Source organism: Bacteroidota bacterium, assembly GCA_041658205.1.
Lineage (GTDB): Bacteria > Bacteroidota > Ignavibacteria > UBA10030 > UBA8401 > UBA8401.
On the sequence record JBBAAO010000001.1, the window covers coordinates 1,072,551 to 1,088,194 of the forward strand.

A 15,644-nucleotide genomic window follows, 5' to 3' on the forward strand; every position below is an offset into this window, starting at 1 on the left:
AGGGTGTATTTACCATGCGTGCAAAAGTTTTTTTCCTGAGTTTTCTAACAATCTCATTGGTTTATTCTCAAGTATTTTGGAAACGGACAGAACCGTATAGCGGTGCATTAAACAAAATGTATTTTGGCGGCGGCGATACAATTTACGGTACGCAGAATTCCGGTTTCACTCGTTCGATAGACAATGGCACAACGTGGTCAACGCCGGTGATTGTTGATTACGTCACTGACATGGCGGTTGCACCGAACGGATATATTTTCTTGTCGGAAAATCAGAAAAAGATCTCCCGTTCCACAAACAAAGGCACGAGTTGGACAGTTGTCGGGAATGGTATTACACAAACTTCGTGCAGTAGTGTCATTGCAACGGCAAGTGGTGCGCTGCTTGTTGGTACTGCTGCTGGAATTTATCGTTCAACAAATAATGGGGATGGTTGGCAAAAAATTGCCGGAGGAGCTCAACTTGGAAGTGATACAACAATTGGAGCATTAGCAACGTACGACGGAAAAACGGTATACGCTTTTACAAGGGTGAATTCCTCTTTTGATTACAGTTATGCTGTGCGTTCCACAGACGATGGTGTTACCTGGACGAAGAGTGCAAATAAGTTAGATTCAGTTGCTGTGTATAAAGCAATTGTCCATCCGAATGGATCCATTTATGTACGCTCGGGAAATGGGATACGGTATTCCTCCGATGGCGGAAATTCTTGGAGCGCAATTGGTTTTTATCAGCAGTACGTCAACGATCTTGCGTACGGACCAAACGGAGAAATTTTTGCCGTTGTAGATAATAACAATCTCAACGAAATCTATAAAACAACTAACAATGGAGTTGTGTGGACGAAGATAACAACGCCGTTTATCTCCGGCAGCAGTCTTGCGGTAAATAAATCCGGAAATATTTTTCTTGGACAAGACCAAATGTATCGTTCAACAGACGGGGGAACGACATGGAAAGGATTACCGGTTTCTTTTCCCAACGTCACATTAATGACGGAAAGTCCGAGACACGAACTATTCTTTACGGCAGGTGGCAGCGCCTATCAGAAGCTATATCGGTCTTCAGATTTTGGGCAGACATGGAATCCAATGAACACCGGAGTGGTAGGGATTCCTATTGTGGGATTTTATGCAGATACGCTTCTGGTTGCTGATAACTATTATGCCGCAAAAATTTATCGCTCCATCGATAATGGAAAGTCGTTTAAACCTATTTCCGGGATCACCGTTTTGAGCGGTTATGTGAACGCGCTGCTCGGAACATCGTATCAATCGATTATTGCAGGAACATCCACAGGAATTTTTCGAAGTACAAATCATGGGAAAGATTGGTTAAAAGTTTCCAACAGTCCGTTATCATATCTTTATCAGCTTTCAAACGGAACGATGTTTGGATTTAGAACATTCTTCGGTGCCGGTGTTTTTCGCTCAATCGATAGCGGAAGCACGTGGGTTGAATTAAAAAATGGTATCGGAAGTACTTCAATCTACAGCCTCGCATTTGCGCCAAATGGAAATCTTTTCATTGGAGCAAATGGGGGAGCTTTTCGGTCGACGGATGATGGGGACAATTGGGTTCGTATCGATACGCAAAAAGTAAGTAAACCGTATGGCATTTATATCGCAGTCAATACTGACGGGAAGCTGTTCTTTGGCGGTGCAAATAGCGGAATCAATTCAAATGTCTATCAATCGACTAATTTTGGCGTAACGTGGAATTTGATTTCCAACAACATTACAACAATTGATAATCAAGCCTCGCTACGATCATTGTTCACGTCGTCTAACGGAGATCTTTTTGCCGGCACTTCTTCGGGATTATTTCAAAGTGCGTCGAAGATTACAAACATTCTCGATGCTTCAACATCTGTCCCAGAATCATTCACACTCTATCAGAATTATCCAAATCCGTTTAATCCTTCTACCACAATTCGCTTTACGGTGCGCGATGCCGGAATAGTATCAGTAACAGTTTATGATCTAATCGGCAGGAAGATGAAAGAACTCGTGAATTCTTCAATGCAGCCTGGATCATATTCTGTCACCTTTGATGCATCAAAGTTCTCAAGCGGTATCTATTTCTATTCTTTACGATCCGGAACAAATATTCTTACAAAAAAAATGTCTTTGATACGATAATCCCCAATAACTAATAATCACTTAATCACATAACAAAAGGAATACAATGAAACAACTGCTTTTTGCAATAATGCTCATTATGACAATTTCGACGGTTTCCCTTAGTCAACGAACGCTGATTAATAAAGGCGATCAATATGCCGGCGTAAAACTTGCGTTAGGTTCAATCGGTGGCGCATCCGTCGGTTTTATCGGTAGTTATGAAATGGGATTACAGGAAAACATTGGTGTTGGCGGATCACTTGCTTATTCCGGTTACAGCGAAGCATACAATTTTGGAGTTGCTCAGGGTGAATATAATTATACTAATATTCTCATTCTTGCAACTGGAACGTATCATATCGACCTTTTGAAAAATGAAAAATTGGATACCTGGGGTGCGCTAAATGTTGGTTATAATGTTGCTTCAGCAAGTTTTAAGTGGACATCTACGCCGGCTCCGGCGTTTAGCGGACCAGCTGTTACCGCAGGTGGATTTGTTATTGGCCTTTCTGCCAATGCTCGATATATGCTCACCGAACAGTTGTTCGCAACAGCAGGCATCGGTTTTGGATTAGGAATCCTAAATATCGGAATCGACTACAAACTGTAATTTTTTGCTCTTGTCGTATAACAACTTTCAGAAGACAATTGCGAAGTTACTTTCGGTAAGGAATACGATTGACTAGTGTCGTTCAATGTTGTCGTTATCAATATTCGAAAAAACAGACTTTTGCTCTTTTGAAATCGTCCGCGTATTTCCATCTGGGGAGGTGGGAAATTGAAGGCGGTTTCAAATTACGAAGCGGGATGGTGAAGGCTCATCCCGCTTTTTATTTTTCTCAGTCTTACAAAAAAATAAAGAATTTCTTTCTTGCGCTCTATTTTTATCTTACCTATATTTTCCAGCCGTTATTCTATCTCCATACCAAGTCAATGTCAAAAGTCTACTGCACATCAATCGATTCCAAAATCGGAACCATCTACATCGCATCCACAGAAAAAGGTGTGTGTAAAATCTGTATTCCCAAAGAAACGAAGAAAGATTTTTTTTCTTGGCTGAGGACAAATTTTAATGATGACGATGTCGTCGATAATAAAAGCCGGAATAAAGAAGTGATCGATCAATTGACACGGTATTTCAATGGCAAGCTCGCAAAGTTTTCCGCACCGATTGATCTCATTGGAACCTCGTTTCAACTCCGCGTATGGAAAGAATTACGGAACATACCCTACGGCACGACAATCTCCTATAAACAACTCGCACGGCGGGCAGGCGTTCCGCGTGGCTTCCAAGCAGTAGGGCTTGCCAATAGCTGCAATCCCTTACCGATCATTGTCCCATGCCATCGTGTCATCGGTTCAGACGGTTCATTGACCGGTTATGCTGCCGGAATTAAGACGAAAGAATTTCTTCTCCGTGCCGAAGGCGCGATACTCATTTAAATATTCCTCCGAAATTTTCCTTTAAAAACTCACAAATATTCGCCGTGACACTCGTTGCCAAAAAAATCATTCATTTTTTGTATTCAGTAGTTTGATCTGCGTCAAATAGAAGTTGTAAAAGCACTAAATTATGCTTAACTAACAACAGAAAATAACTTATTCTTAGGGGAAGTTATGGCAAAAATATTAGTTGTTGACGACGAAACTTCTATTCGAAATATGATTTCAGCGGTTCTGAAATCGCGAGGACATGAAACAATTGAAGCAGATAATGGAGTAACAGCGCTTGATCTGATTAAAACGCAATATCCTCAGTTAATTATCAGTGATGTGATGATGTCCAACATGAATGGTTTTATGTTGCGCGAAATACTTCAGCAGGATCCGTTGACGGCAAGAATTCCAATGATCATCATAACAGGATTAGCGAACGAAGCGGGGGCTTGGAAATCCGATCCATCCGTAGAATATCTTTCGAAACCGTTCAAGATAAATGAATTGATGTCTCTTGTGAATCAAAAACTGAATGTAAACGCCGAATAAAAAAATTAACACAGTTTTATCATCGATGATGCAACCAAATGCTTCACACATTGCATCGCCTCTCTTAATTCCGTATTTTCTCTGTACATCGTTTTACTCCTTTTAAATTGAAAGCAAAAGAAATTCCATCGAATGTCTCTATTACATCAATTGAATCCTGTTCAACGCGACGCTGCTTCTGTCATTAATGGTCCCGTAATGATCGTTGCAGGAGCCGGTAGCGGTAAAACTCGCGTACTCACATATCGAATCGCCCATCTTTTGGAATCTGGTGTTCCACCATACGAAATTCTGGCATTAACGTTTACCAACAAAGCTGCTAAAGAAATGAAAGAACGCATCGAGCGGTTGATTGGCCATCAAGCGCACCAGGTCTGGGCTGGAACGTTCCACTCAATCTTCGCCCGAATCCTTCGGCAGGAGTGTGAACCTCTTGGATATTCTCGTTCATTTACGATCTATGACACCGATGACTCTCTTGGTGTTATTAAAAATATTATGAACGGAATGAATATATCGCAGCAGCAGTTCAATCCTCGTGCGGTGATGTCGCGCATCAGCGGTGCAAAGAACCAAATGATTACGCCGAAAGAGTATGAGGATTTTGCAAAAGAGTTTTTTGAAGCCAAGGTCGCGGAGATTTATCCGGAATATGTGCAGAAGCTCCATAAAAATAATTCCATGGACTTTGACGATTTGTTATTGAAACCAATTGAGCTGTTCAAGAAGCATGAGCGAGTCTTGGAGAAATATCAGTATCGATTCAAATACCTTTTAGTGGATGAATACCAGGATACGAACCGTGCTCAATATACATTGATCAATTTGATTGCTCAAAAATTCAAAAATATCTGTGTTGTTGGCGATGATGCTCAAAGTATCTATGCATTCCGCGGTGCCGATATTAAAAACATTCTGGATTTTGAACGCGACTACCCGGCAGCAAAAGTATTTCGGCTGGAACAGAATTATCGTTCCACAAAAACGATTCTATCTGCCGCGGATTCTGTTATCAAGAACAATCGAAATCAAATCCAAAAGACATTATGGACAGATAATCCGAACGGAGAAAAGATTACCGTTATTGAAGCGGATGATGACAAAGCCGAGGGAGTACAAATAGCTCATCGCATTCAGGAATCCATCACAAAAGAAAAACTTGACCTGAAGCATTTTGCCATTCTCTATCGGACCAACGCACAATCCCGTTCAATAGAAGATGCAATGCGCCGCGCAGGAATTCCTTATGTCATCATAGGCGGAGTGGCATTCTATCAACGAAAAGAAATTAAAGATGTGCTTGCCTATCTTCGTCTGATTGTCAATCCCAAGGATGAAGAAAGTCTCATGCGCGTTATCAATTATCCTGCGAGAGGGATTGGTGACACGACTATTGAAAAACTGTTGGAGCATGCAACCAAAACAAATGCTTCGCTCTTTGATGTGGTCAATAATCCCGGACCGATTACAACATTATCGGATCGCGCTAAAAATTCGGTCAAACTATTTGGTGTTTTGATCACAAAGTATGCAGAGTTGAAATCGCAAATGTCCGCCAGCGAACTTGCCCGTTCAATTGTGGATGAATTAGGAGTGCTTCGACTCTATAAAGATGAACAGACCCCTGAATCATTAGGTCGGTGGGAGAACGTTCAAGAATTGCTTTCAGCAATTTCGGAATATGTTGATCAAAATAAAGATAAGGCGACTCTTGAGAATTTTCTGGAAGAGGTTGCGTTGGTCGCGGCAATTGATTCGATGGTGGATGAAAAGAATGCTGTTACGTTAATGACGCTTCATGCCGCCAAAGGTTTGGAATTTCCCGTTGTGTTCATCTCCGGAATGGAAGAAGGTTTATTTCCGTTGTACCAAGTCACCCCGGATCCGGGGGAATTAGAAGAAGAACGACGCCTCTGTTACGTCGGTATCACTCGTGCAATGAAAAAACTCTTTATCACATATGCGAGAATTCGATATCGATTTGGTGATGTAACGTATCCCGTTGTATCTCGATTTTTATCCGAGATCAACGAATCTCTTCTTGAAAAAGAGACGACTCGTCGTCCGGCATATACTGCCAATGTTGTTTCATCGTTGCAAAGTTCGAGAGATCGATATCTCGGTTCCATTCAAACAAAAAAAACAGCGAAGAACGAACATTTTACTCCTGACGAAGAGGTCGATTACGACAAAGAATCACAAGAAGAGATTCGATTGAAAGTTGGCGTCTATGTAGAACATGAAGTCTTTGGTAGGGGAAAAGTAACAAATCTTAGCGGAAGGGGAGATTCTGCTAAAGCGATTGTAAATTTTCAAAGCGTCGGTCCCAAAAATTTAATGATTAAATTTGCACGACTGCGAGTGTTGGGTGCATAATGGCTAATAACAATTTGCCGACAACGATTGAAAATAAATTTCTCTCCCTTGCGGGAGTGACTGCGAGTTGTTATGTCATTATCTGGGCATCTCCGATTACATTTTTTTCACGATTAATTTCTGTTGATCAATCTCCGTTCTTTCTTCAATTTGAACAGCATTTTTGGCAATACCTTTTTGCCTTTATTACAGTTGTCGTTCTTTCTCGAGGACATCTGTGGAGCTATGGTGTTAATTCACAGAATCTGAAAACATCCATGGTATGGCTCGTTTGGTTATACGGATTTTCCATTCTTGCCACACTTGTTGCAATCGGATTTGGAATCGAAATTCTGCCCGTAGATCCATCCCATGTACCTCACGGCGGGAAAGAGACAGTGATGGCAATACTCGTGTATTGGATGTCTTCGCCGGTCGCCAATCAAATCCTCTTTTTCGGTTTTGCCCAGACTATTTTGATGAAACATTGGGGGGATTCAACCCATATTGGCAGAATACCCATCTATATATATTTCTCAGCATTGTTATTCGCCGTTGGTGCAACTTCCTCACAGTTTGATCTGGGATTATATTCAGCCATTCCAACATTCGCACTCGGAATCTTTTGTGGTATTGTCTATTGGAAGACAAACAGTTTAATTACACCGATGTTGGCGCATGCATTCTATTTCGGTTTTCCATTATTCATTCATATGATTCGGTCAACAATTCTCAAATGAAGAAAATTTTTTTCTGTATTATTTTCAGCGGCATTGTATCCGCGCAGAAGCCGGATGATATTCCATTGGTAAAAATCGGCAATATTACCATTACCAAAACGGAATTCCTTTCTCGGTATGAACTCACACCGGGAATCAACCGACGGAAGAGTGATACTGAAGCAAATAAAGCAGAATTTCTTCTTTCAATGATTGCCGAAAAACTGCTCATTGTGAAAGCACAGCAGGAAGGGTGGGATAATGATTCTCTTCTGAATAACGCCGTTAAAGAAATAGAGCGGGCACTGGTTAGAGATGAATTATACCGCCAGGAAGTGCAAAGTAAAATTGTACTTACGGAAACGGAGATCAATAATTCTGTAAGACGTTCACTGAACGACATGAAAGTCTACTTCCTTTATGCGAAAACAAAAGAAGGAGCTGATTTTCTTTATTCTCAGATTAAAAAAGGGAAAGTGCTGGAAAGTTTTTCTTTTACGATTGAATCGAAAGATGAATTTGATGGACCGGATTCTGCAATTGCCCGATGGGGAGATGTTGATGCAAGAATGGAACAGGTTATTTATAATTTGAAATTGAATGAAACTTCAAAACCTGTGCAATTGGAAGATGGATGGTATATAGTGAAGCTGATGGGCAAAACGGTAACCGTTTTGGTCGGAGATAAAGAACGAAAAGGTGTTCGGGAGAAAGCGGAATCAGTCCTTCGTAAACGTAAAGAACAAAAGCGTATGACGGAGTATATGAATAAGGAATTACGCGAAATCAAAACAGAAGTGAATGCCCGTTTAATGAAAAGCGTTATCTTCCATATGTGGGATATTGCCCAAAAAAAATATCCCGCGATCAACGATACAACAATGTTTTATACCGACAAAAGTGTCATTGACAGTTTGCGAGCTAGAATGACCGATTCCATACACATGCCATTTGTAACATTTCCTCATGATTCGTGGACTCTTGAGTTGACGCTTGAAAAGATTGTTGAATCAAACCTTGCCACTCCACGCCCATCCTTAAAAAAAATACGAATGGATGTAGAATTGCGTCTGCGAGATCTTATTGATCAGGAATATTTGATCCAAACAGCATACAAAAAAGGTTTACACCAATCCGCTACTGTTCGAAATGATTTGAAGGTATGGCGTGATTCATATCTTTCACAGATGGTAAGAAATAGGACTGAAGATACGGTAGTTGTTTCTCAAAATGATATTGAAGAGTTAAAAAGAATTTTTTATAACGATACGTCCATTGTCAATAATAATACTGTGGCAAAAGAAAAAATGAAGCAATTAAAAATTCAAAATAATCTAGATCGATATGTGGGAACGATTGCCAATGGAACAGAGATTATATTTTATGAAAAAAATTTTAAGGATGTTCAGGTGAGTTCCACTGCATCTCTTGTCTATCGGTACCTTGGTTTTGGTGGAAGAATGTTTGCCGTTCCATTCGTTATTCCTCAGACAGGATGGATTAACTACTGGCAAAACAAGGATGTAAAACTTCCGTAATATTGGTGCCATTGCGATACACATTTTTAAAGGAGGACAAATGTGCGGTCGTTATGTTCTTATTGATGGAAAAGTAATCTTTGCCGTTTCTGCGCAATTACAAACGTGGCGCAATCAGGGAAAAGAATTTGATCTCCTTCCCAAATACGATGCACGACCTACCAGTCTTATGCCTATCGTTGCACAACGGGATAACCAATATCAAGTACAGCTCATGCGCTGGGGATTAGTGCCGCATTGGAGCAAAGACGGCAAATCAGAATTCTCTACGTTCAACGCAAAATCCGAAACCCTTCACACCAGTAAGCTCTATGCACCATACTATAAAAGTGCACGATGCCTTGTTCCCGCAGATGGGTTTTATGAATGGAAAAAATATGAGATTGATACTGTGGTGAATGGGAAACCGAAGAGAGTAGAACACAAACAAAAAATGTTCATCAGCATGAAAGACCGTTCACCGTTTATGATGGCCGGATTATTTTCAGTTTGGAAAAATAAAGATGGTGAGGAGTTCCCTACATATACTATCATAACAACATCATCCAATGAAATTATTTCTGGTATTCATGAACGAATGCCTGTCATTCTCGATCAGAATAATTATGAAGTGTGGCTGGATAGGGGAATGAATGACATCGATTTTCTTAAGACAATTCTCGTCGCATATCCTTCAGAAAAGATGACCGTATTTCCCGTAGTCAATAGAAGCGAAGAATCTCCGGAGATGATCGAAAAGATTGAGTTTGATGTTCCCACTGCGCGCGATTTAATAAAAGTCACGAAACCGATGTCAATAAAGAAATCAAAAAAATGATGTCGGTAAATCCAATAAAAAATTACTACTCCACTTTCGGCGAGTTCATCACTTTTTCATAGTGTTTTTCATATTCGCCGACGATCTTCTCAAGATTGAACATTTCCACTGCACGTTTACGCCCTTCTTTTGCAAATTGATCGCGTTTTACCTCGTTGGTCAATAATTCAATTGCATATCGCGCCATTCGATCGATATCCCCAATTTCCGCAATATATCCCGTATGATTATGGACAACAAGTTCCGGCAGTCCGCCAACACTAGAGGAGATCACCGGAACTTCACACGCCATTGCTTCCAAAGCGGAAAGACCGAAACTTTCCTGCTGACTGGGCATTAAAAAAATATCTGCTGCGGATAAGATCTCCCTCAGTTCAACCTGTTTTCCTAAGAACTTTACGGAATGTTGAATTCCCAGTTCACGAACAAGCATTTCACAGTTGGAACGATCAGGTCCGTCTCCTGCAAGAATCAATATTGATGGAATCTTTTTTTGGACTTGATCAAAAATTCTAATAACATCTTGTACTCTTTTTACCGGTCGGAAATTTGAAACATGAACGAGGATTCGTTTATCGTCCAGCGAAAATTTTTTCCGAACGCAGGAATCATCCACATGACGGTATTCTTCTATATCAACGAAGTTGGGGATAACATCGATTTCTTTATTGATATTATAATTAGTGAGTGTTTTTTCCTTCAGATACCGCGAAACAGCTGTTACACCATCACTTTTTTCAATACTGAATTTCATCACAGAAAGAAAACTTGGCTCAAGTCCAACAAGTGTGATGTCTGTTCCGTGCAGTGTTGTTACAGTGCGAAAATCCTTATTGGATATCATTTTTTTAGCTAGATAGGCACTTGTTGCATGGGGAATGGCATAGTGAACGTGGAGCAGATCCAGTCCTTCAAAATTTGCTACTTCCACCATCTTGCTGGCAAGTGCCGGAGTATAAAGAGGAAATTCAAAGACAGGATAGGTAGTCATTTCGACTTCATGGTAAAAAATATTATTGTCAAACCCGCCGTTTAACCGCATGGGCATTGCATAACTGATGAAATGAATTTGATGACCTCTTTTTGCGAGTGCCTTTCCAAGTTCAGTTGCTAAAACTCCACTTCCGCCATACGTTGGATAACAGGTAATGCCGATTTTCATGATAAATCCTTGTTAAATTCTTAGTTAAAATTACAATTATTCATTTGAAGAACCAAGTCATTAAACAGTTGCTTAGTGATGGAAAAAAGATTACTTTTTCTCAGTTCTCCCCACATAACGAAAGGATTTATCATGAAAAAAAGTTCCCTGGTGTTTCTCTTGCTTTCTTTCACTGTTCTGGTCTTTGCTCAGCAAAAGAATGTTATAAAAACTCAAGCACAGAAACCTACCGAACCGCAGCCGATGTCATCCGGAAAATTTACCGGGATGATCTTCAACGATTTTTTTTATATTGTACAAGAACCACAGACTGGAAACGTCAGTGTTGGCATTTCAGGACGAAATGCTTCGGTGTTACGCCGAGCAATGTTGGGGTATGAATATTCATATAACAAAGATATTTCTGCAAAATTGGTCTACGACGGAACTGGTAATGTTTTGAAGCAGGGATATGCCGAGGTCAAAAACATCGGTCCGATGATGGATTTGAAATTAGGTTTGAACCAGACACTTTCTTCTGAAATTGTTGAGAAGATATGGGATTATCGCTCGTTGGAAGCAACAGTTCTCGACAAAAAGGGGATGACAAATGAATTTGATATGGGATTGACGTTAACAGGGAGAGTAAATCCTCAGGGAACAACATATGCACGACTTGCAGTGTATAATGGATCGGGACTGGCTATAGAAAATGATAAATTGAAAAAACTAGCATTGGTGATTGGTAATTGGTTTGATAAATCCTCTGTGATTGAGTTATATGTTGATTATGAGAATGTCGGAGGTGGAAGAAGCACATTAACAGGAAAAGTGTTCTACGGAATGACAGCAATGAAATTTACTTTTGGAGGAGAAGGATTCTATCGCATGAATCGTAAATTTGCCGGAACAAGTGATATAACACCTGTGGGAGCGTCGCTCTTTGGTTGGTATGAATTAATGAAATCACTCCGTGGAGTGGTTCGGGTCGATATAACCGATGATAATCTAGATGTTTCTACAACAGGGTACCGAGAAGTGTATCTCAACGCCGGTGTTGATTATTCACCCATTCCGGAAGTGCGTTTAATCCCAAATCTTGCTTACGTAAAAAATCTTAAGAAAAGTACGGGAACCGAGATTGCTGATGATATCATGGTTCGTTTGACGACGGCTGTCTATTTTAAATAATGGATGAAGTATATTCTTCCGTTCAATCGGAAACGTCGGCGCAGATCAAAGAAGAAGGATCACGATTTATTGCCGATGTTTTTCCGGTGGGGGATGAGGAAGAAGTAAAACAAAAACTCGAGTCTATCCGCAAAAAATATTTTGATGCAACGCATCATTGTTATGCCTATGTCATCGGAGCGGAGAAGAAACATTTTCGATATTCTGATGATGGCGAACCTTCGGGCACCGCAGGAGTAAAAATCCATTCTGCCATTCAAGCAAAAAACCTTTCCGATCTGCTCGTTGTAGTCACCAGATATTTTGGGGGGACAAAACTTGGAGTTGGTGGATTAGGAAGAGCGTACTTTGAATCTGCTAAGACTGTTCTATCCAACGTAAAGATTATTTCAAAAGCGACGGTGAAAGAATTGATTGTTGCGTTTCCGTTTTCCGAAACTAATCCGATGATGAACGCCATCCATTCCAACAAACTTAAAATTGGCGGGACAACATATTCTGACGAACGGTCAATCATCACTCTTCACGTTTTACCTTCTCATGTAGAAAATCTCCAATCTCTTTTCGTTAATGCTACCCGGGGCTCGGCCGAAATTACCGTTGGAAATACATTAACAGTGGTGTGGCAATGATTGAATCATTCTTTCTTTTTGCTGTCGGAATTATTGTCGGTTTTTTTGGAACAATCCTCGGAGTTGGCGGAGGATTCATTGTTGTGCCGTTGCTGACAATTATGTATCAATTTTCTCCTCAGGTTGCAGTCGGCACGTCGATGGTGATTGTGGCATTGAATGCCATCTCCGGAACGATTGCGTATGTGCGGCAAAAAAGAATTGATTATCAGACCGGATTTCTTTTTGCGATTGCTACACTGCCGGGATCATTTCTCGGTGCATATATATTGCAATATATTTCCAAACCGGTTTTTGATATCGGTTTCGGAATTTTTTTATGCGGAGTCGTCTTGTATCTTGGTATTCGGAAACAACCGCTCAGTGAAATCATCGATATAGCATCGTTTCAACGTCCGGCGTATAACAAAATATTAGGTTTGAGCATCAGTTTCTTTGTAGGATTCGTCGCGAGCATGGCTGGAATAGGAGGCGGAGTTATTCATGTGCCGGCCATGATCTATCTATTTTATTTCCCGCCGTTTATTGCTATTCCCACTTCTCATTTTATTTTATCAATCTCCGCAACGTTTGCTGCTGCAAGTCATGCATCAATCGGAGAAGTGCAATGGAGTTTTGTTCCGTATCTCGGTCTGGGAGCAATTATGGGTGCGCAGTTGGGCGGAAAATTATCGCATCAAATAAAAAGTCAATGGATCATTCGGGGTTTGCTTGTGGTGATGATTCTCGGTGCGATCAGAATGATTGTACGGTATCTCTAATCTGATCCCATGCGAATAGAAAATTACTCGCATGGGATTTTGCTGCAGTTATTTCTTCTTGATGCTTTTAACAATTTCTTTTGTTTCCAAGGCAATCATCAATTCTTCGTTCGTAGGAATGACAAAGACAATTGCTTTCGATTTTGCGGTACTGATCGCTTTTTCTTTTTCTTTTGTATTGTTTGCTGATTTATCGAATTCAATTCCTAGATAGTCCAGATTTTCGCAAATCGCTTTTCGTATATCCGGCGAGTTTTCTCCTATACCACCCGTAAAGACCAATGCATCAAGTCCACCCAGAGCTGCAATATATGAGCCGATATATTTTTTCACTCTATAACAGAAGATATCGAACGCCAATTTTGCTTTTTTATTCCCTTCGTTCATTTCGGTGATGACCTCGCGCATATCACTGCTAACGCCTGAAATACCCTGCAATCCGCTATGTTTATTCAATAGCGTATTCGCTTCTGAATAATTTAATCCCTCTTTTGCCATTACATACAGAATAATAGATGTATCAATATCGCCGGAACGGGTTCCCATCAACAATCCTTCCAGTGGCGTAAATCCCATGGAAGTATCTATGGAAATTCCTTTGTCAATTGCTGCCATGCTGCAGCCGTTTCCAAGGTGACAGGTTATCACTTTCAGCTTTTTGAGATCTTTCTTCATCAATTCTGCAGCACGCTGCGACACATATGAATGGCTCGTTCCATGGAATCCATATCGTCGAATTTTATATTGGGAATAGAGTGAATATGGAATTCCATAAATGTAAGCATGCGGAGGCATTTCATGATGGAATGCTGTATCGAAAACACTGACTTGCGGTATTTCCGGCAGATGCGTCTGGCAGGCAGTTATACCGCGAAGATTGTGCGGATTATGTAAAGGTGCAATTTCGAAATTATCTCGTATTCCTTTGATGACACTCTCATCAATCAACACGGAACCGGTAAATGTTTCGCCGCCATGAACTACACGGTGACCCACTGCGTGGATTTCTGATTTTGTGGAAATGACTCCGTGATTTTTGCTGAGGAGTACGGCGAGAATATATTCAATGGCCGTTGTGTGGTCAAGGATGTCACCGGTGATTTTGATTTCATCGCCATCTGCTCTTGTATTTGTAAGGACTGCACCACTCATTCCAACACGATCAACAACACCTTTTGCCAGAAAGAGTTTTTTATCAACATCGATTAATTGGTATTTTACAGAGGAGCTGCCACAATTTAAAACTAAAATATTCATATTTTCTTTCCGTGATCGTCGTATTTGAAGAATCCTTCTCCCATTTTCTTTCCGAGTTTTCCTTTTCTCACCATCTGGCGCAGCAATGGGCAGGGTCGGTATTTTGCTTCACCAAGTTCATGGAAGAGAGAATCCATCCATGCCAACACTTCATCCAGTCCCATCATATCCGCAAGTTCCAACGGACCATACCGGAATTCATATCCAAGTCGCATGGCAGTATCAATACTTTCAGCGGAAGCCACACCTTCCATAAGAATATACATTGCTTCGTTCAACAATGGAATAATGATTCTTGTTGTTACAAATCCGGGATATTCAAATACCTCAATAGGAGTTTTGCCAAGACGTAGTGCAAGTTTTTTGATGGAATCAAATGTCTCATCCGATGTTTTCATTCCTCGGACAAGTTCTACCAGCGGCACTTTTGGCACCGGATTAAGAAAATGCATTCCGATCACTTTATCCGGACGTTTGGTTGACGCTGCTAATTTTGAGAGATTCAACGTGGATGTGTTGGAGACGAGAATAGTTCCAGCTCCGCATAATTGATCCAGTTCATGAAACAATTTCCGTTTCATTTCGAAATTTTCGTCAACGGCTTCTATAATGATTGGAATATTCGCGATTGCGGAAATTTCGGTTGTTCCTTTTATTCTGGATAGGATCGCGCGTTTCTCACTTTTCGTCATCGTCCATCGATGAATATCATTGTCCAACGATTCTTCCATTGTTTTGATTTGATGAGCAAGTCGTTTTTCTGATTTTTCAATAGCAATCACCTCAATACCGGCAGTGGCAATGGATTGTGAAATTCCTTGTCCCATTACTCCTAATCCAATAACAGCAATGGTGTGGAATCCGTCTGAGTCTCTTTTGGAGAGTTGAATATCGCCTAGAATTTCTGAAAATTGGGATGTAGTCATATATTTTCTTAATATTACATTATCACATTGTGATGTTCTATACAGATTTTGCGTTCAGTTACACTGGAAATATCGCAATTTCTGCGCCAAGTTTCTAAATATATTTTCTGAGTCAATAGCTTGGAATTTTAGATCAAAAAGAGGTATATTTGTCCAGTAGGAAGAATCGATGAAACAATTTTCTTCGCAACATTGTTA

14 protein-coding genes are annotated in these 15,644 nt (G+C 40.5%); 11 read left to right on the forward strand and 3 right to left on the reverse strand.

The features are described from left to right. Positions 1-14: 14 nt before the first annotated feature. The 8 genes from WDA22_04390 to WDA22_04425 all read left to right on the forward strand — a co-directional run bounded on the left by WDA22_04390 (position 15) and on the right by WDA22_04425 (position 9,538). Positions 15-2,141, forward strand: coding sequence for a T9SS type A sorting domain-containing protein (locus WDA22_04390; protein ID MFA5832700.1), 2,127 nt, complete (start codon positions 15-17; stop codon positions 2,139-2,141). A gap of 46 nt (positions 2,142-2,187) precedes the next feature. Next, positions 2,188-2,733: a hypothetical protein gene (locus WDA22_04395; GenBank protein ID MFA5832701.1), complete on the forward strand. Its 546-nt coding sequence runs from the start codon at positions 2,188-2,190 to the stop codon at positions 2,731-2,733. 128 nt (positions 2,734-2,861) lie between these two features. Then, entirely contained in the window at positions 2,862-3,566 is a 705-nt protein-coding gene (locus tag WDA22_04400) for a methylated-DNA--[protein]-cysteine S-methyltransferase (protein MFA5832702.1), read from the forward strand. A gap of 174 nt (positions 3,567-3,740) precedes the next feature. Beyond that, positions 3,741-4,109, forward strand: a complete 369-nt coding sequence (locus WDA22_04405; protein ID MFA5832703.1) for a response regulator — start codon at positions 3,741-3,743, stop codon at positions 4,107-4,109. A gap of 132 nt (positions 4,110-4,241) precedes the next feature. Next, positions 4,242-6,485: a UvrD-helicase domain-containing protein gene (locus tag WDA22_04410; GenBank protein ID MFA5832704.1), complete on the forward strand. Its 2,244-nt coding sequence runs from the start codon at positions 4,242-4,244 to the stop codon at positions 6,483-6,485. Then, complete coding sequence (locus tag WDA22_04415) at positions 6,485-7,204, forward strand: CPBP family intramembrane glutamic endopeptidase (protein MFA5832705.1); 720 nt, start codon at positions 6,485-6,487, stop codon at positions 7,202-7,204. The genes WDA22_04410 and WDA22_04415 overlap by 1 nt, the downstream gene beginning before the upstream one ends. After that, positions 7,201-8,721, forward strand: a complete 1,521-nt coding sequence (locus tag WDA22_04420) for a peptidylprolyl isomerase (GenBank protein MFA5832706.1) — start codon at positions 7,201-7,203, stop codon at positions 8,719-8,721. Before WDA22_04415 ends, WDA22_04420 begins: the two co-directional genes overlap by 4 nt. A gap of 40 nt (positions 8,722-8,761) precedes the next feature. Further along, a complete protein-coding gene (locus tag WDA22_04425; GenBank protein MFA5832707.1) occupies positions 8,762-9,538 on the forward strand; it encodes an SOS response-associated peptidase in 777 nt (258 codons plus the stop codon). A 25-nt stretch (positions 9,539-9,563) separates the two neighbouring features. On the opposite strand, the gene bshA is transcribed toward WDA22_04425, so the two are convergent. After that, positions 9,564-10,700, reverse strand: a complete 1,137-nt coding sequence (gene bshA / locus WDA22_04430) for an N-acetyl-alpha-D-glucosaminyl L-malate synthase BshA (GenBank protein ID MFA5832708.1) — start codon at positions 10,698-10,700, stop codon at positions 9,564-9,566. 132 nt (positions 10,701-10,832) lie between these two features. Between bshA and WDA22_04435 the strand changes: the two genes are divergently transcribed. From WDA22_04435 to WDA22_04445, 3 genes are read left to right on the forward strand one after another with little or no spacing between them, the layout of a single operon-like run. Then, positions 10,833-11,870 (forward strand): hypothetical protein, encoded by a 1,038-nt coding sequence (locus tag WDA22_04435; GenBank protein MFA5832709.1) that lies wholly within the window; start codon positions 10,833-10,835, stop codon positions 11,868-11,870. Continuing rightward, a complete protein-coding gene (locus tag WDA22_04440; protein MFA5832710.1) occupies positions 11,870-12,502 on the forward strand; it encodes a YigZ family protein in 633 nt (210 codons plus the stop codon). Before WDA22_04435 ends, WDA22_04440 begins: the two co-directional genes overlap by 1 nt. Then, positions 12,499-13,263 (forward strand): sulfite exporter TauE/SafE family protein, encoded by a 765-nt coding sequence (locus WDA22_04445; GenBank protein ID MFA5832711.1) that lies wholly within the window; start codon positions 12,499-12,501, stop codon positions 13,261-13,263. The genes WDA22_04440 and WDA22_04445 overlap by 4 nt, the downstream gene beginning before the upstream one ends. Before the next feature lie 48 nt (positions 13,264-13,311). Here the strand turns inward: WDA22_04445 and WDA22_04450 are convergent, their stop codons facing one another. Then, the gene (locus WDA22_04450; GenBank protein MFA5832712.1) at positions 13,312-14,520 is read right to left on the reverse strand and encodes an acetate kinase; all 1,209 of its coding nucleotides are present in this window, start codon (positions 14,518-14,520) and stop codon (positions 13,312-13,314) included. Beyond that, complete coding sequence (locus tag WDA22_04455; protein ID MFA5832713.1) at positions 14,517-15,446, reverse strand: 3-hydroxyacyl-CoA dehydrogenase NAD-binding domain-containing protein; 930 nt, start codon at positions 15,444-15,446, stop codon at positions 14,517-14,519. The genes WDA22_04450 and WDA22_04455 overlap by 4 nt, the downstream gene beginning before the upstream one ends. Between the last annotated feature and the right edge of the window lie 198 nt (positions 15,447-15,644).